At 64.8% G+C, this 17,135-nt stretch carries 13 protein-coding genes; 10 read left to right on the top strand and 3 right to left on the bottom strand.

Annotated elements, in window-relative coordinates; all coding sequences use genetic code 11:
* Positions 1-3: 3 nt before the first annotated feature.
* A complete protein-coding gene (locus MFF62_RS13785) occupies positions 4-915 on the top strand; it encodes a helix-turn-helix transcriptional regulator (RefSeq protein WP_238263695.1) in 912 nt (303 codons plus the stop codon).
* Positions 916-1,006: 91 nt separating this feature from the next.
* Here MFF62_RS13785 and MFF62_RS30995 read toward each other — a convergent pair whose 3' ends face one another.
* From MFF62_RS30995 to map, 3 genes are all read right to left on the bottom strand, one after another.
* Positions 1,007-2,992: a pseudouridine synthase gene (locus MFF62_RS30995; RefSeq protein ID WP_238263694.1), complete on the bottom strand. Its 1,986-nt coding sequence runs from the start codon at positions 2,990-2,992 to the stop codon at positions 1,007-1,009.
* A gap of 36 nt (positions 2,993-3,028) precedes the next feature.
* The gene (locus MFF62_RS13775) at positions 3,029-5,602 is read right to left on the bottom strand and encodes a [protein-PII] uridylyltransferase (protein WP_238263693.1); all 2,574 of its coding nucleotides are present in this window, start codon (positions 5,600-5,602) and stop codon (positions 3,029-3,031) included.
* A 78-nt stretch (positions 5,603-5,680) separates the two neighbouring features.
* Complete coding sequence (gene map, locus MFF62_RS13770; RefSeq protein WP_238263692.1) at positions 5,681-6,499, bottom strand: type I methionyl aminopeptidase; 819 nt, start codon at positions 6,497-6,499, stop codon at positions 5,681-5,683.
* A 344-nt stretch (positions 6,500-6,843) separates the two neighbouring features.
* Here map and rpsB point away from each other — a divergent pair, with 344 nt between their 5' ends.
* The 9 genes from rpsB to bamA all read left to right on the top strand — a co-directional run bounded on the left by rpsB (position 6,844) and on the right by bamA (position 17,125).
* Positions 6,844-7,587 (top strand): 30S ribosomal protein S2, encoded by a 744-nt coding sequence (gene rpsB / locus MFF62_RS13765; RefSeq protein WP_124684147.1) that lies wholly within the window; start codon positions 6,844-6,846, stop codon positions 7,585-7,587.
* Between the two features lie 166 nt (positions 7,588-7,753).
* Positions 7,754-8,632, top strand: coding sequence for a translation elongation factor Ts (tsf, locus tag MFF62_RS13760; protein ID WP_238263691.1), 879 nt, complete (start codon positions 7,754-7,756; stop codon positions 8,630-8,632).
* A 307-nt stretch (positions 8,633-8,939) separates the two neighbouring features.
* The gene (gene pyrH / locus MFF62_RS13755) at positions 8,940-9,650 is read left to right on the top strand and encodes a UMP kinase (RefSeq protein WP_238263690.1); all 711 of its coding nucleotides are present in this window, start codon (positions 8,940-8,942) and stop codon (positions 9,648-9,650) included.
* Between the two features lie 108 nt (positions 9,651-9,758).
* A complete protein-coding gene (gene frr / locus MFF62_RS13750; protein WP_238263689.1) occupies positions 9,759-10,319 on the top strand; it encodes a ribosome recycling factor in 561 nt (186 codons plus the stop codon).
* Between the two features lie 51 nt (positions 10,320-10,370).
* Positions 10,371-11,141, top strand: coding sequence for an isoprenyl transferase (locus MFF62_RS13745; protein ID WP_238263688.1), 771 nt, complete (start codon positions 10,371-10,373; stop codon positions 11,139-11,141).
* A 41-nt stretch (positions 11,142-11,182) separates the two neighbouring features.
* Positions 11,183-12,004 carry a phosphatidate cytidylyltransferase gene (locus MFF62_RS13740; RefSeq protein ID WP_238263687.1) on the top strand — a complete coding sequence of 274 codons (822 nt, stop codon included), beginning with the start codon at positions 11,183-11,185 and terminating at the stop codon, positions 12,002-12,004.
* 24 nt (positions 12,005-12,028) lie between these two features.
* Positions 12,029-13,207 carry a 1-deoxy-D-xylulose-5-phosphate reductoisomerase gene (ispC, locus tag MFF62_RS13735; RefSeq protein WP_238263686.1) on the top strand — a complete coding sequence of 393 codons (1,179 nt, stop codon included), beginning with the start codon at positions 12,029-12,031 and terminating at the stop codon, positions 13,205-13,207.
* A gap of 50 nt (positions 13,208-13,257) precedes the next feature.
* Positions 13,258-14,655, top strand: coding sequence for an RIP metalloprotease RseP (gene rseP, locus MFF62_RS13730; RefSeq protein ID WP_238263685.1), 1,398 nt, complete (start codon positions 13,258-13,260; stop codon positions 14,653-14,655).
* 139 nt (positions 14,656-14,794) lie between these two features.
* Entirely contained in the window at positions 14,795-17,125 is a 2,331-nt protein-coding gene (gene bamA, locus MFF62_RS13725) for an outer membrane protein assembly factor BamA (RefSeq protein ID WP_404990758.1), read from the top strand.
* Positions 17,126-17,135: the final 10 nt, after the last annotated feature.

The raw sequence follows: 17,135 nt of genomic DNA, 5'->3' as shown, positions 1-17,135 counted from the left end.
ATCGTGAACGCCCGGCAGGATTTGAATTCGCTAATGGACGCGGGGGCCTCGGCTTTGGACGGCGAGATCGCGGTTGCCACCGGCCGGGAAGCCGAACTTGGCGCGTTCCTGCGGGCCCGGCGCGAAAGCCTGGACCCGGCGCGGATCGGATTGGCTCGCGCGGCGGGACGGCGCCGCACACCCGGCTTGCGGCGCGAGGAAGTGGCCGCGATGGCCGACATCGGCATCACGTGGTACACGAAGCTGGAGCAGGGCAGGCCGATCCGCGTATCGCCGAAGGTGCTCAATGCCGTGGCGGCCGCGCTGCAGTGCTCGGCCACCGAAACCGAGCATCTGTTCACGCTGGCCGGCCTGCAGCGGCCGGCGCCGCTGTCCGGGACGTCGGCCTGCGAAACGGTATCGGGCACCACGCAGCGGCTGCTCGACCAGCTCGACCCGATTCCGGCGCTGGTGCAGAACGCGCGGTTCGACATCGTGGCGCACAACGCGGCGTATTGCCGGCTGCTTCACGTCGATATTCCTGCGCTGCCGCCCGAGGATCGCAATTGCATCTACCTGGCGCTCACGCACCCGGGCTGGCGCCGTGCCGTGCCGGACTGGGAGGCGATGGTCTGCAACATGGTGGCGATGTACCGCGCGGCCATGGCTGAGCACGTACAGGACCCGCTGTGGGAAGCGCAACTGGCGCGCTACATGGCCGTGTCCGAGAAATTCCAGCAGCTCTGGCAGCGTTACCAGGTGCGTGGCATCCAGAATCACGTCAAGCGGTTCACGCATCCGGCAACCGGCGATTTTCAGCTGACACAGACCAATTTCTGGACCGCCCCACGCAATGGCGCGCGGTTGCTGGTCTATGTGCCGGCGGATGAAGAGGCGGAGGCCGCGCTGCGGAAGTTGCCGAGGGTAGACGGCTGAGGGTAAAAAGACCGCGCCCCGCGTGCCACAACCGCAAGGCGGTTGCAGCGCGCGGGGCGCGGTGATGGTGCAGTGACGGGCGCGGGCGCGTTCAGAACTTCTCGAACTGGCCCAGGAAGCGCCACTGGCCAGGAGGCAGGTCGCCCAGCGCGATGCGGCCCATGCGCACGCGCTTCAGGCCCACGACCTGCAGCCCGACCTGTTCGCACATCCGGCGGATCTGGCGCTTGCGGCCTTCACGCAGCACGAATCGCAGTTGCTCCTCGTTCTGCCAGCTCACCTTGGCCGGCTTCAGCGCCACGCCGTCGAGCGACAGGCCAAAGCGCAGGCGTTCGAGCTGGTCTTCCGGGAACACGGCGCTGATATTGCGATCCACCGCGCCTTGCGGCGATTCCCACACCACGCGAACCAGGTATTCCTTTTCGACGGTCGAATCGTCGCCGATCAGGGCGCGCGCAACACGGCCGTCCTGCGTCAACACCAGCAGACCCGTGGAGTCGATGTCGAGCCGGCCCGCCGGCGCCAGGTTCTTGTGCTGCCACGGCGCAAAGCGCTTGCGCGTGGGGTCTTCTTCCCACTGGTTCTCTGCCGCGAACAGCACGGCAGCCGGCTCGTAGCCGTCCTCGGCCTGGCCGGACACATAGCCGACCGGCTTGTTCAGCAGCACGGTCACTCGCTCGCCTTGCTCCGAACGGGCTTCCTGGCGGATTTCGATCTCGGCATCGGGCCGGATACGCGAGCCCAGTTCGGTCACGGGCTCGCCGTCCACCAGCACCCAGCCGCGCGGAATCCATTCGTCGGCCTCGCGGCGCGAGCACAGACCCAGTTCCGACATACGCTTGGACAGACGCACCAGACCGTCTTCACGCGGCTCGGCGGCCGGCTGCGGCGCCGGACGTTCCGCACGCACCGGGCGGGCGCGATCCGACGTGTCGCTGAAGCGGCGTGCCGGTGCATTGCCACGGCGCGGCGCATCGTCGTCGCGACGCGGACGCTGCGGACGGTTTTCGTCGCCGAACCGGCGCGGACGATCGGCGCCTTCACCTTCGAAGCGGCGCGGACGGTCGGTGCCTTGGCCTTCAAAGCGACGAGGGCGGTCGGTGCCTTGGCCTTCGAAACGACGGGGGCGGTCGCTGCCTTCGCCTTCGAAACGACGCGGACGATCGGGGCCTTGGCCTTCGAAGTGGCGCGGGCGGTCAGTGCCTTGGCCTTCAAAGCGGCGAGGGCGGTCACTGCCTTCGCCTTCGAAACGACGCGGACGATCACCGCCTTGGCCTTCGAAGCGGCGCGGACGGTCAGTGCCTTGGCCTTCAAAGCGGCGAGGGCGGTCACTGCCTTCGCCTTCGAAACGACGCGGACGATCACCGCCTTGGCCTTCGAAGCGGCGAGGGCGGTCAGTGCCTTGGCCTTCAAAGCGGCGAGGATGGTCGCTGCCTTCACCTTCAAAGCGACGCGGGCGCTCGGTGCGCTCGCCTTCAAAGCGACGAGGGCGGTCGGTGCCTTGGCCTTCAAAGCGGCGAGGGCGGTCACCGCCTTCGCCTTCAAAACGGCGCGGACGCTCGGTGCGCTCGCCTTCGAAACGGCGGGGACGCTCGGCGCCTTGGCCTTCGAAGCGACGCGGACGGTCGCTACCTTCGCCTTCGAAACGACGCGGGCGTTCGGTGCGCTCACCCTCGAAGCGGCGAGGGCGGTCGCCGCCTTCCCCTTCGAAACGGCGCGGACGCTCGGTACGCTCGCCTTCAAAGCGACGCGGACGGTCGCTGCCTTCGCCTTCAAACCGGCGCGGACGCTCGCTGCGCTCGCCTTCGAAGCGGCGTGGTGCGCGGTCGCCTTCCGGGCGCGGGCGGGCAGGGCGTGCCTGACGGTCCTGGCGCGGGGCGCCTTCGGCCGGCGCGGACTTGCGCTTGTCCTTGTCGGATGCGCGCTCCTTGGCCTGCTTGATGCCCGTGACCACTTCCTGAACGCGCTTGCGGTTCAGGTCGGAAACGCGCACCGGGCGGGTGGCCTTGCGCGGCGCATCCGTTGTAGGAGTCTTGATGCCCAGCGTCTTGCGGCCGGGCGGGTTGCTGTCTGTCATATCTTTCCAAGCGCTCGCGCGCCGGTCATCCCGGGATCAGATGGCCAGCGCGTCGAGCAAATCCTGTTCTACTTGAATCTGCAATCGGTTGTCGGCGGTCAGGCGCGAGCCATCGACCAGGAACACGTCTTCCACGCGTTCGCCGAGCGTATTGATGCGTGCCGAATGCACGGACACGCGGTATTTGGCCAGTACGCGGGCAATCGCGTACAACAGGCCCGTGCGGTCGTTGGCCGAGACCGACAACAGGTAATACTGGCCGCGTTCGTCGGGACGCAGGTCCACGCGCGGCTTGATCGGAAAACTGCGCGACTGGCGCGACAGCCGGCCTTGCGTTGGGTCCGGCAGCGGGCACTCCAGGCGCACGCGCTCGGTCAGTTCGTGCTCCACCAGCGCCAGGATGTCGCGGTAATCGCCATCCAGGCCCGGGTCGGTGATCTGGAAGGTGTCCAGCGCGTAGCCATCGCGCGTGGTCTCGATCTTGGCGTCCTGGATCGAAAACGCCTTGCGCTCGAAATAGCCGCAAATGCGCGCGAACAGGTCCGGCTGGTCCTTGACGTACACCACCACCTGCAGGCCCTCGCCGGCCGGCGACACGCGCGCCTTGACCACGGGGTCGGCGCTGTTGACCTTGTTGAACAGGTGCCGCGTCACCCAGGCAATGTCGCGCGCATCGTGCCGCATGAAGAACGACATGTCGAGCTTGTCCCACAGCGGCTTGGCCAGTTCGGGATCGAACGCCTTGAGTCGGAGCTGCGAGATGGTGTCGTCGCGCTTCTGCGCCCACAGCGAATGCTGATCGATCCGTGCGCCGCCCAGCACGCGCAGGGTAATGCGATACAGGTCTTCCAGCAGCTTGCCCTTCCAGGCATTCCAGACCTTGGGGCTCGTGCCGCGAATATCGGCCACGGTCAGCAGGTACAGCGCCGTCAGGTAGCGCTCGTTGCCCACCACCTGCGCGAATGCCTTGACCACGTCCGGATCGGTCAGGTCCTGCTTCTGCGCCACGTGGCTCAGGGTCAGGTGATGCTCGACCAGCCAGGCGATCAGGTCGGTGTCCTCGCGCGAGATGCCGTGCTGCTTGCAGAAGCGGCGCGCATCGACGGTGCCCAGCTTCGAATGGTCGCCGCCACGGCCCTTGGCGATGTCGTGGAACAGCGCGGCCACCCACAGCACCCACGGGCGGTCGAAACCGGCCATGAGCTGGCTGCAGAACGGAAACTCGTGCGTGTGCTCGACGATGGCGAAGCGCCGCATGTTGCGCACGACCATCAGGATGTGCTGGTCCACCGTGTAGACGTGGAACAGGTCGTGCTGCATCTGGCCCACGATGCGCCGGAAATTGATCAGGTAGCGGCCCAGCACGCTGGTCTGGTTCATCAGCCGCAGCGCGTGCGTGATGCCCTGCGGCTCCTGCACGATCGCCAGGAACAGCTTGCGGTTCACGGGGTCGTTGCGCCAGCTGGCGTCCATCACCGTGCGCGCGTTGTACAGCCCGCGCAGCGTGCGCGGCGACAGGCCCTTCACGCCCGGCGTGCGCTCGTACAGCAGGAACGTTTCCAGGATCGCGTGCGGATTCTGCTCGTACAGGTCATCGCTGGTGATTTCCAGCATGCCCTGGCGTTCCACAAAGCGCTCGTTGATCGCGCGCGTGACCTGCGATTCGCTGGGGAACAGCATGGCCTCGATGTTCAGCAGCAGTACGCTGTTGAGCTGCGTGACGGCCTTGGCTGCCCAGTAGTAGCGGCGCATCAGCTGCTCGCTGGCGCGCTTGTGCGTGGTCTGGCGGTAGCCGAACGACTCGGCCAGCGCGGTCTGCATGTCGAAGACCAGCACGTCCTGCCGGCGGCCGGCCAGCAGGTGCAGGCGCGCGCGGATCGTGCGCAGCAGCCGCTCGTTGCGGGCCAGTTCCTGCGATTCGCGCTCGGTCAGCAGGCCGCGCTCGAACAGTTCCTTCCAGCTATCGCCAAGCCCCGCCGCCTTCGTCATCCACAGGATTACCTGCAGGTCGCGCAGGCCGCCCGGGCTTTCCTTGCAGTTCGGTTCCAGCGCGTAGGGCGTGTCCTGGTACTTGGCATGGCGCTGGCGCAGTTCCAGCAGCTTGGCCTGGAAGAAGTCGGCCGGGTCCATGTCGGCCAGGTAGCGCGTCTGCATCGACTGGAACAGCTTCTTGCTGCCGGTCAGCAGGCGCGCTTCAAGCAGCGACGTGCGGATCGTGATGTCGGCTTCCGACTCGCGGATGCAGTCGTCGACGGTGCGTACCGACGATCCGATCTCCAGCCCCAGGTCCCAGCACAGGCCGATGAACCGTTCGAGCCGCGCGGTGGTGTCGGCGTCCGGCTCGCCCGGCAGCAACAGCAGCACGTCGACATCCGAATGCGGGAACAGCTCGCCACGGCCATAGCCGCCCACCGCCACCAGTGCGGCGGACGCAGGCAGCTCCAGGCCGGTCCATGCTTCGACCAGCGCGGCGTCGACGGCGCGGCGCAGCTTGGTCACCAGCGGCATGACCTGGTTGTTGGCGTCGAAGTCGGCAAACAGGGCCTGCTTGTCGGCCTTGAGCCTGTCGCGAATGCGCTGGCAGAGCAGCAGTTCCGGCGTGGTGTCCATGGACGGGTCGAGGAGGAGCGTGGGCACGGCTGGAAGAAGAAAGGGCGCCTTGGTGGGCGCCCTGGCGTTGGTTGCGGATCAGGCCGCCACGGTATCGGTAATGAACGCCGGCGGCACGGGCGAACCCGCCGAAAGCGTCAGCACTTCGTAGCCGGTGTCGGTCACCACGATCGTGTGCTCCCACTGTGCCGACAGGCTGCGGTCGCGCGTCTTGACCGTCCAGTGGTCGGGCATGGTGCGGATATCGCGCTTGCCGGCGTTGATCATCGGCTCGACCGTGAAGATCATGCCGGTCTTGATTTCCATGCCGGTGTTCGGGCGGCCGTAGTGCAGGATCTGCGGGTCCGAGTGGAACACCTTGCCGATGCCGTGGCCGCAGTACTCGCGCACCACGCTGTAGCCAGCGGCTTCGGCGTGCGTCTGGATGGCGTGGCCGATATCGCCCAGGCGCGCACCGTTGCGCACCTGCTGGATACCCTTCCACATGCATTCGTAGGTGATCTGCGCGAGGCGCTTGGCTAGGATCGACGCCTCGCCCACCACGAACATGCGGCTGGTGTCGCCGTAATAGCCTTCCTTGGTGATGACGGTGATGTCCAGGTTCACCGCGTCGCCGCTCTTCAGCACGCGCTCGCCCGGGATGCCGTGGCAGATCACGTCGTTGACCGACGTGCAGATGGCACCGGGGAAGGGCGGGTAGCCCGGGGGCGCATAGTTCAGCGGCGCCGGCACAGTGCCTTGCACGTCACGCATGTAGGCGTGGCACAGGCGGTCCAGTTCGCCGGTGGTCACGCCGGGCTTGATGAATGGGGTGATGTAGTCGAGGACTTCGGAGGCAAGGCGGCAAGCCACGCGCATTTGGGCGATGTCTTCGGCGGTGTTGATATGGATGCTCATGCTGCTTCGCCTGAAATGTGACGGCCCAGCCACACGCTGTGCCTTTACTGTTCGCAAAGCGGGATTATCTCACCTTCGTGCCGAGAAAGCAGGGAAATACGGGTGGGAGACGGGTGGGGGCCGCATTGGGGGTGCTCCCGGGCTCTCGCGGCAGGGTTGCGAAGGGGGGTTGAGCAGTTGGCGGCTTTGTTGCTACAATCGCGGGCTGACTTGCAGAGGGTCCGAAAACGGATGCTGCAGGTTGGAAAGCTACTTTTTGTAAATCGCTGGTCCGCCCATCCGGGGTGTTCCTTTTCAGGAATGTCGGGGCGGACTTCAGAACCAACCCTCTTGGAGTAACTCACATGTCCGTGACCATGCGCGAAATGCTGGAAGCCGGTTGCCACTTTGGCCACCAAACCCGCTTCTGGAACCCGAAGATGGCCCCCTTCATCTTCGGTCATCGCAACAAGATCCACATTATCAACCTCGAAAAGACCCTGCCGATGTTCCAGGACGCGCTGAAGTATGTGCGTCAGCTGGCAGCAAACCGCGGCACCGTGCTTTTCGTGGGTACCAAGCGTCAATCGCGCGAGATCCTGGCTGAGGAAGCCGGCCGCGCAGGCATGCCCTACGTCGACGCCCGCTGGCTCGGCGGCATGCTGACGAACTTCAAGACCGTCAAGATCTCGATCAAGCGCCTGAAGGACATGGAAGCCGCCAAGGAAGCTGGCGCGCTGGAAACCATGAGCAAGAAGGAAGCGCTGATGTTCGAGCGCGAGATGGAAAAGCTGGAAAAGTCCATCGGCGGCATCAAGGACATGGGCGGCGTTCCGGACGCCATCTTCGTGGTGGACGTCGGCTACCACAAGATTGCCGTGACCGAAGCCAACAAGCTGGGCATCCCCGTGATCGGCGTGGTTGACACGAACCACACGCCGGAAGGCATCGACTACGTGATCCCGGGTAACGACGACTCGAGCAAGGCTGTTGCACTGTACGTGCGCGGCGTGGCCGACGCCATCCTGGAAGGCCGCGCAAACGCGGTGCAGGAAGTGGTTGAAGCCGCCCGTGGCGACGACGAATTCGTCGAAGTCCAGGAAGGCTGATTGCCCGCTCGCGCCTGAGGCCGGGACACACCGGCCGCTGGCGCCTGCCTTGCGGCAAACAAGAAAGGGGGCACTTCTGGCGCCCCCTTTTTGCAAACAGATTCAGTTGTCATCCGCCGCAGATATGATTCGCCGCGGATGAGGCCAACCAATCAAGGAGTGACAAATGGCGGCAATTACCGCAAGCATGGTTGCAGAACTGCGCGCGAAGACCGACGCGCCGATGATGGAATGCAAGAAGGCCCTGACGGAAGCCGGCGGCGACCTGGACAAGGCTGAAGAGCTGCTGCGCGTCAAGTTGGGCAACAAGGCCAGCAAGGCTGCCTCGCGCGTGACCGCCGAAGGCATCGTGACCACGTACATCGACGGCACGACCGGCGCGCTGGTCGAACTGAACTGCGAAACCGACTTCGTGTCGAAGAACGACGACTTCCTGGGCTTCGGCGCCAAGATCGCCGAGCTGGTGGCCAAGCAGGCTCCGGCCGACGTGGCAGCCCTGTCGGCCCTAGAACTGGACGGCTCGACGGTTGACGCCGTGCGCTCGGCCCTGATCGGCAAGATCGGCGAGAACCTGACGATCCGCCGCTTCGTGCGCTACACCAACGGTGGCAAGCTGGCTTCGTACCTGCACGGCACCCGCATCGGCGTGATGGTCGAGTTCGACGGCGACGAAGTGTCCGCCAAGGACGTGGCCATGCACGTGGCCGCCATGAAGCCGGTGTCGCTGTCGTCGGAGCAGGTGCCCGCCGAGCTGATCGCCAAGGAGCGCAGCATCGCCGAGCAGAAGGCTGCCGAATCGGGCAAGCCGGCTGAAATCGCCGCCAAGATGGTGGAAGGTTCGGTCCAGAAGTACCTGAAGGAAGTGTCGCTGCTGAACCAGCCGTTCGTGAAGAACGACAAGCAGACCGTCGAGCAGATGCTGAAGGCTGCCAACACGACCGTGAAGGGCTTCACGCTGTTCGTGGTAGGCGAAGGCATCGAGAAGAAGCAGGACGACTTTGCTGCTGAAGTGGCTGCCCAGGTGGCCGCTGCCCAGAAGGGCTGATGTCCGGGTGGCCGGACGGGTTTCCCTGGCGGGAGGCCCAGCCTGCCACCGTATAATGCAGAGGGGCGCCGCGAGGTGCCCCTCTGCACAAGTACGGCATGCCACGTGCGCCGTGCCAGTCAGTTTTCGCAGTCACCTGCCATTAGCGCCCATTTTGAAGGGGTGATGCCGGCAGATGACGGCGAAAACCGGCTTTCCAGCTGTCAAGCAATCCAAATTCATGCGCGGCCGGTGCGCAGTTGTGTCGTGCCGCCCGCGCCCATCCATCCGTTCAAACGAGCGATCTAGAACCTGCCCGAGGGTGAACATGCCAGCCTACAAGCGCGTCCTTCTGAAACTGTCCGGTGAAGCCCTCATGGGCGACGATGCCTTTGGCATCAACCGGTCCACCATCGAAGGCATGGTCAATGACATTGCCGAAATCGTGAAGCTGGGTATCCAGGTCGCGGTTGTCATCGGCGGCGGCAACATCTTCCGCGGCGTGGCCGGCGGGGCTGCCGGCATGGACCGTGCCACGGCCGACTACATGGGCATGCTGGCCACCATGATGAATGCCCTGGCGCTGCAGGACGCCATGCGCCACGCCAACATCGAAGGCCGTGTGCAGTCCGCGCTGCGCATGGACCAGGTTGTCGAGCCCTATATTCGCCCGCGTGCCATCCGTCAACTCGAGGAAGGCAAGGTGGTGATCTTCGCCGCCGGTACCGGCAATCCGTTCTTCACGACCGATACCGCCGCCGCGCTGCGTGGCTCGGAAATCGGCGCTGAGATCGTGCTCAAGGCCACCAAGGTGGACGGCGTCTATACGGCCGATCCGAAGAAGGATCCCAGCGCCACCCGCTACACGACGATTACGTTCGACGAAGCCATTTCCCGCAACCTGCAGGTCATGGATGCCACGGCCTTTGCGCTGTGCCGTGACCAGAAGCTCCCGATCAAGGTGTTTTCGATCGTGAAGCCCGGCGCGCTGAAGCGCGTCATCCTGGGTGAGGACGAAGGTACGCTGGTTCACGTTTGAGTGTCCTGGGCCACATCGGAATGCTGATGTGGCCCGGCCTCAGAGTAGAATGTCCCATTTTCGATCCCGCCAGGCGGGATCCTGTCTGGCTGTTTTCCGGAGGTAAACATGACCGTCGCCGACACAAAGAAGAGCGCCGAGCAAAAGATGCAGAAGTCGATCGAAGCCTTCAGGGCCGATCTGGCCAAGATCCGTACCGGCCGTGCGCATACCGGCCTGCTCGACCACGTCCAGGTGGACTACTACGGTTCGCCGGTGCCGATCAGCCAGGTCGCCAATGTTGGCCTGGGCGATGCCCGCACGATCACGGTGCAACCGTGGGAAAAGAAGATGGTGCAGGCCGTCGAAAAGGCAATTCGCGACGCCGACCTGGGCCTGAATCCCGCCACGATGGGTGACGTCATCCGCGTGCCGATGCCCGCACTGACCGAAGAGCGCCGCAAGGAGCTGATCAAGGTGGTGAAGAGCGAGGCCGAAGGCGCCAAGGTGGCGGTGCGCAACCTGCGCCGTGACGCCAACGAGCAATTCAAGAAGCTCGTCAAGGACAAGACCATCTCGGAAGACGACGAGCGCCGTGGCGCTGATGACGTCCAGAAGCTGACGGACAAGTACGTCAGCGAGATCGACAAGCTCGTCGCCGAGAAAGAGAAGGAGATCATGACGGTGTAAGGCCGCCCCGGCGGGCAACCGCCGGCGTAGTCGCATACCGTCCGCGAATCCATGCAGCATATCAGTTCGACGCTTGGCGTTCCCGATACCACCTATGTGCCACGGCACGTTGCCATCATCATGGATGGCAACGGACGTTGGGCAACGCAGCGTCATCTGCCCCGAGTGGCCGGCCACACGCGTGGCCTGGATACCGTGCGCGAGATCGTGCAGGCTTGCGCCGCGCGCGGCGTGCAGTACCTGACGCTGTTCGCATTCAGTTCCGAGAACTGGCGGCGCCCGGCGGACGAAGTGTCGTTCCTGATGCGCCTGTTCATGACCGCCCTGCGCCGCGAGGTGGTCAAGATGCACGCCAACAACATCCGTCTGCGCGTGGTGGGCGATCTTGGGCGCTTCAGCCCGCGGATCCAGCAGTTGATCAAGGATGCCGAGGCCCGCACGGCCAGCAATACCGGCCTGACGGTCACCATCGCCGCCAACTATGGCGGCCGGTGGGACTTGCTGCAGGCCATGCGCAAGATGCTTGCGCGTTCGCCGATGCTCGACACCGAGTCGATCGACGAATCGCTGCTGGCGCCACACCTGGCGATGGCATACGCCCCCGAGCCGGACCTTTTCATCCGTACCGGCGGCGAGCAGCGCATCAGCAATTTCCTGCTTTGGCAGCTTGCCTATAGCGAGCTGTATTTCACCGATACGTACTGGCCCGACTTCGACGCCGCCGAGCTCGACAAGGCCTTCGCGTCGTACCGCCAGCGCGAACGACGCTTCGGCCGGACCAGTGCCCAGCTGGTGGCGCCTGGCCTCTCGGGAACGGCCTGAGCCAGGCCGCACCTTCACACCTCCACGGGAACCGCAGCCGCATGCTTCTTACCCGCGTTATCACCGCTGTATGCCTGTTGCTGTTGATCCTGCCGATCCTGTTCCTGGCGCCGCCGACGGCGCTGGCGGTACTGGTGGCGGTCATCGTGCTGCTGGGCGGCTGGGAATTCGGCCGCCTGATCGGCCTGCCGCGTCCGTGGCCCTATATTTATGCCGTGGTGTGCCTGCTGGCGCTGCTGGCCTGGCATCTGGCGCCGTCCGGATTCGCGATCGACTGGCTGCTTGAGGCTTCGCTGGTGGCGTGGGGCGTGGCGCTGCTGTTGCTGGCACGTGGCGTGCGCAAGGCGACGCCGGGTTTCACTGCGCTGGGCGCCGTGCTCGGGCTGATCATGCTGCCGGCTTTCGGCCATGCGGTGATGGTGCTGCGTGCCGCCGGCGTTGGCGTGCTGCTGACCGCCGCCGTGCTGGTATGGGCCGCGGACATCGGCGCCTACTTTGTCGGCAAGGCCATCGGCAAGCGCAAGCTGGCACCGTCCATCAGCCCGGGCAAGTCCTGGGAGGGCGCGATCGGTGGCTGGCTGCTGGCGATGATCGTCGCGCTGGGCCTGGCGGCAACGCACGCCTTTGCCCCGACCTGGTATTCGCTGGTGGCCGACAAGGGTGGGCTTGGCCTGCTGGCCGTGCTCACGACGTTGCTGGTGGCTGCCAGCGTGGTGGGCGATCTCTTTGAATCGCTGCTCAAGCGCCAGGTTGGCATCAAGGACAGCAGCCGGCTGCTGCCTGGCCACGGTGGCGTCCTGGACCGCATCGACGCGCTGATTCCGGTGTTTCCGCTGGCGGCGCTGCTGCTGGCCTGGGTCTGATCACAACTGAATTCTTCTGGTTATATGCAACGGATTACGATTCTGGGCGCCACGGGCTCCATCGGCGAAAGCACGCTGGACGTGGTACGGCGCCATCCGGACCGCTACACGGTACATGCGCTCAGCGCCCATCGTCAGGTGGACAAGCTGGCTGCCGCCTGCGCCGAGTTCCGCCCGGCCCGGGCCGTGGTGGGTTCGGCCGACGCGGCACGCGAACTGGAAGGCAAGCTGCGCGCCGCGGGTGTCGCTACCGAGGTCAGCTACGGACCGGAAGCGCTGGAGTCGATTGCCTCCGGCGCCGGCACCGATGCCGTGATGGCGGCCATCGTCGGGGCGGCGGGCCTGCGCTCGTCGCTGGCGGCGGCGCGCGCGGGCAAGCGCGTGCTACTGGCAAACAAGGAATCGCTGGTGATGTCGGGCGACATCTTCATGGATGCGGTGCACCAGCATGGCGCCACGCTCCTGCCCATCGACAGCGAACACAACGCCATTTTCCAATGCCTGCCGACCAGCGATCCGCGCTATGGCGCGGGGGTGTCGAAAGTGCTGCTGACGGCGTCGGGCGGACCCTTCCGCACCCGCGATCCGTCGACGCTGCATGACATCACGCCCGACCAGGCCTGCGCACATCCGAAGTGGGTGATGGGGCGCAAGATATCGGTCGATTCGGCCACGATGATGAACAAGGGACTCGAGGTTATCGAGGCGCACTGGCTGTTTGGCGCCCCGGCGGACCGTATCGAGGTACTGATTCATCCGCAAAGCATCGTGCATTCGATGGTGGCCTATGCCGACGGGTCGGTGCTGGCGCAGCTTGGCAACCCCGACATGCGCACGCCGATCGCCTACGGCATGGCCTATCCCGAGCGTATCGACTCGGGTGTCACGCCGCTTGATCTGACGCTGGCCGGCGGACTGCATTTTGAGACGCCGGACCTTGGGCGCTTTCCCTGCCTGGGGTTAGCCTTTGATGCATTGCGTGCGGGCGGTGTTGCGCCTGCCGTGCTGAATGCCGCAAACGAGGTAGCCGTGGAAGCCTTCCTGGCCGGTAGTATCCGGTTTACGGATATCGCCCGTGTGGTGGCTGCGGTGCTGGAGCAGCCGGCCGAAGGCGAAGCCGGATCGCTCGAGGGTGTGCTGGCGGCCGACGGCGCGGCGCGTGACGCCGCCCAGGCGCTGCTGAAACAATTGGCCCGCCACTGACTGGCATCATGATCGTGGCCGGGGCCGGATCTGGAAAGGGGTGATTTGCCATGCAAACCGTAATTGCGTTCATTGTCGCCCTCTGCATCCTGATCTTCGTGCATGAGATGGGGCACTACCTGGCGGCGCGCGCATGCGGCGTCAAGGTCCTGCGGTTCTCGATCGGCTTTGGCCGGCCGCTGGCCCGCTGGGTCAGCCGTGGCCGCGACCGCACCGAATGGACCCTGGCCGCCATTCCGCTGGGCGGTTACGTCAAGATGCTCGACGAGCGGGAGCGCGATCCCGAGACGGATCCGCCCATCGACGCGGCCGAACTGCCGCGTGCGTTCAATCGCCAGCCGGTCGGCAAGCGTTTCATCATTGTGGCTGCCGGCCCGCTGGCCAACTTCGCGCTGGCCATCGCCCTGTACCTCGTCCTGTTCGCGGGCGGCATGCGGGAGCCGGTGCCGGTTCTGGCCACGCCCGTCGCCAATACCGTGGCGGCGCAGGCAGGGGTGCGCGACGGCGACCGCGTGCTGTCGCTGACCGCCAACGATCAGACCGAGCCTGTCCGCTCCTGGAATGACTTGCGCATGGCCGTTTTCGCGCAAGGTTTCGGCGACGCGCGGGCGGTGCTGCGAGTGCGGGGCACGGATGGCGCCGAACGCGATATCGCGCTGGGCCGCCTGCCCGATACCGGAGGAAATCCGGAACTGGACCCCCTGGCCACCCTGGGCCTGGCCCTGAAGGGCGGGCCTGTGACCATCACCGAGATCGTCCCGGATTCGGCTGCCCAGCGGGCTGACCTGCGGGCGGGCGACAAGGTCGTGGCCTGGCAGGGACAGCCATTGACCCAGGCCGGTGAACTGATTCGCGGTGTGCGGGCAAAGCCCGGCCAGGACGTCACGCTCGGCATCGAACGGGCCGGCCAGCGTCTGGACGTGACAGTGAAGCTCGATGCCGCGCCCGGCGGCAAGGCTGGCGCGGACGGCGAACCGGCGCCGATGGTGGGCAAGCTGGGCGCCGCGCTGAACCAGGCCGTGCAGACCGACGTCGTGCGCTACCCGTTTACGCAGGCGCTGGCACGCGCGGCCGACCAGGTCTGGAGCACCAGCACGCTGTCGCTGAAGCTGCTCGGGAAAATGCTCGTCGGCCAGGCATCGCTCCAGAATCTGAGCGGGCCGCTGACGGTTGCCGATTATGCCGGCCGTGCCGCGAATATGGGTTGGCAGCCATTCGTGAGCTTCCTGGCGCTGGTCAGCGTCAGCCTCGGTGTACTGAATTTGTTACCTATTCCGGTGCTGGATGGGGGGCATTTGCTGTATTATTGCGTGGAATTTTTGACTGGCAGGCCTGTACCAGACCACTGGCAAGCGATGCTGCAGAAGGTCGGCATCGCGTGCATCTTGCTCCTGACCTCACTCGCTTTGTTCAATGACGTCAGCCGACTGTTTCTTGCGCGCGGCTAGGTTCGCGCAGCCGGAAATGCCAGTCGGACGGGGGCGGTCGTATCCCGGGGGGAGTTTCCCCGTCGGGAGGGATCAGTCGTGCCGGTATTGTCAGGCGTAGCTGCAATCGGCGCTGGAGCCAACACCCTGCATGAAATCGATGAGGAAGAGGGGATCGACTTTGATCAGAAATAAGCGCATCTCGCTAGGCTTGCTGACGAGTGCCATTATTGCGGCCTGGAGCCCGGCGGGCTGGGCCGCAGATCCGTTTGTGGTCAAGGATATTCGCGTTGAAGGCCTGCAGCGCGTGGAACCGGGTACCGTCTTTGGCTACCTTCCCGTGCGTGTCGGCGAGACCTTCACCGACGACAAGGGCGCCGATGCCATCCGTGCGCTCTACAATACCGGCTTTTTCAAGGACGTGCAGATCCGCGCCGAGGACGGCGTGCTGGTCGTGCAGGTTGAAGAACGCCCGGCGATTTCCCAGCTCGAGTTCGTCGGCATCAAGGAATTCGACAAGGACACCCTGCGCCGCTCGCTGCGTGCCGTGGGCGTGGCCGAGGCGCGCTACTACGACAAGGCGCTGATCGACAAGGCCGAGCAGGAACTCAAGCGCCAGTACGTGGCGCGCGGCTACTACGCCGCCGAGGTCCAGACCACGGTGACCCCCGTGGACCGCAATCGCGTGTCCGTGGTGTTCAACGTCGAGGAAGGCCCGGTCGCCAAGATCCGCCAGATCAATATCGTCGGCAACAAGGCTTTCAAGGAAAGCACGCTGCGCGACGAAATGCAGCTTTCCACGCCGAACTGGCTGTCCTGGTACACCAAGAACGACCTGTATTCCAAGCAGAAGCTGACGGCTGACCTGGAAGCGCTGCGTTCGTACTACCTGAACCGTGGCTATCTGGAATTCCAGATCGAATCCACCCAGGTATCGATCACGCCGGACAAGAAGGACATCTACCTGACGCTGAACATCAGCGAAGGCGAGCAGTTCAAGGTGTCCGACATCCGCCTGGCCGGCGAGTTGCTGGGCAAGCAGGACGAGATGCAGAAGCTGCTGCAGCTGAAGAAGGGCGATATTTTCTCGTCCGAGAAGCTGACGGCCAGCACCAAGGCGATCACCGACCTGCTGGGCACCTACGGCTACGCCTTCACCACGATCAACCCGCAACCGCAGATCGACAAGGAAAAGCGCGAAGTCGCGCTGACGCTGATGGTCGATCCGGGCCGCCGTGTCTACGTGCGCCGCGTGAACGTGGTGGGCAACAGCAAGACGCGCGACGAAGTGGTGCGCCGCGAAATGCGCCAGATGGAAAGCTCGTGGTTCGACAGCGAGAAGCTCACGCAGTCGCAGGCACGTATCAACCGTACCGGTTACTTCACCGACACCAACATCACGACCGAAGACGTGGCGGGTGCGCCCGACCAGGTTGACGTGAACGTGAACGTGACGGAGAAGCCGACCGGCCAGATCAGCCTGGGTCTCGGCTTCTCGTCGACCGACAAGCTCGTGCTGCAGGCCGGTCTCCGCCAGGACAACGTGTTCGGTTCCGGTACCAGCCTGGGCCTCGATGTGAACACGGCCAAGTCGTTCCGGACGATTGCCCTGACGCAGTACGACCCGTATTTCACGGTGGACGGCATCAGCCGGTCGACCGATATCTACTACCGTACGTCCCGCCCGCTGTACTACACGGGTGACCAGGACTACAAGATCGTCTCGACCGGCGGCGGCTTCAAGTTCGGCGTGCCGTTCTCCGAGAACGATACGGTGTTCTTCGGTATCGGATACGAACGTACCCAGGTCTATACCTCGGTCAATACGCCGAGCCAGTACACGGCGTGGCTGCAGAAGATTGGCAAGGCCAGCGGCGACCCGATCAACAACTTCCCGTTCACGATCGGCTGGGCGCGCGACCGTCGCGACAGTGCGCTGATTCCGACCAAGGGCCCCTACACCCAGGCCAACCTTGAAGTCGGCGTGCCGGGCGGCGATACGCAGTACTATCGCGCCAGCTTCCAGCAACAGTATTTCTACCCGCTGTCGAAGGCCTTCACGCTGGCGTTCAACGGTGAGGTGGCCTATGGTCACGGTTACGGCGACACGCCGTTCCCGGTGTTCAAGTACTTCTACGCGGGCGGTATCGGCTCGGTCCGTGGCTACCAGACCAGCACGCTGGGTCCGAAGGACCAGAACGGCAACCCGGTGGGTGGTGCCTCGAAGCTGATCGGTAACGTGGAATTCGTGTTCCCGCTGCCGGGTTCGGGCGTTGACCGTACGCTGCGTCTGTTCACGTTCTTCGACTTTGGTAACGTGTACCAGGAAGGCGCGCCGATCACGGTGAGCGACCTGAAGTACTCGACCGGTTTCGGTATGTCGTGGCTGTCGCCGATCGGCCCGCTGAAGGTCAGCATGGGCTTCCCGCTGAAGAAGGACGACAACGATCGCGTTCAGCGCTTCCAGTTCCAGATTGGTACTGCATTCTGATCCCCACAAA

The organism is Cupriavidus pauculus, from assembly GCF_022179805.1.
Lineage (GTDB): Bacteria > Pseudomonadota > Gammaproteobacteria > Burkholderiales > Burkholderiaceae > Cupriavidus > Cupriavidus pauculus_E.
Note: the sequence above shows the minus strand (reverse complement) of the source record. Positions and strands in the feature narration are given on the sequence as shown.

Coding starts and splice junctions, on each gene's coding strand:
- bamA (WP_404990758.1), top strand. CDS start 14,795: ATGAGGAAGAGGGGATCGACTTTGATCAGAAATAAGCGCATCTCGCTA.
- MFF62_RS13775 (WP_238263693.1), bottom strand. CDS start 5,602: ATGGACACCACGCCGGAACTGCTGCTCTGCCAGCGCATTCGCGACAGG.
- tsf (WP_238263691.1), top strand. CDS start 7,754: ATGGCGGCAATTACCGCAAGCATGGTTGCAGAACTGCGCGCGAAGACC.
- MFF62_RS13745 (WP_238263688.1), top strand. CDS start 10,371: ATGCAGCATATCAGTTCGACGCTTGGCGTTCCCGATACCACCTATGTG.
- MFF62_RS13740 (WP_238263687.1), top strand. CDS start 11,183: ATGCTTCTTACCCGCGTTATCACCGCTGTATGCCTGTTGCTGTTGATC.
- rpsB (WP_124684147.1), top strand. CDS start 6,844: ATGTCCGTGACCATGCGCGAAATGCTGGAAGCCGGTTGCCACTTTGGC.
- rseP (WP_238263685.1), top strand. CDS start 13,258: ATGCAAACCGTAATTGCGTTCATTGTCGCCCTCTGCATCCTGATCTTC.
- ispC (WP_238263686.1), top strand. CDS start 12,029: ATGCAACGGATTACGATTCTGGGCGCCACGGGCTCCATCGGCGAAAGC.
- MFF62_RS30995 (WP_238263694.1), bottom strand. CDS start 2,992: ATGACAGACAGCAACCCGCCCGGCCGCAAGACGCTGGGCATCAAGACT.
- pyrH (WP_238263690.1), top strand. CDS start 8,940: ATGCCAGCCTACAAGCGCGTCCTTCTGAAACTGTCCGGTGAAGCCCTC.
- map (WP_238263692.1), bottom strand. CDS start 6,499: ATGAGCATCCATATCAACACCGCCGAAGACATCGCCCAAATGCGCGTG.
- frr (WP_238263689.1), top strand. CDS start 9,759: ATGACCGTCGCCGACACAAAGAAGAGCGCCGAGCAAAAGATGCAGAAG.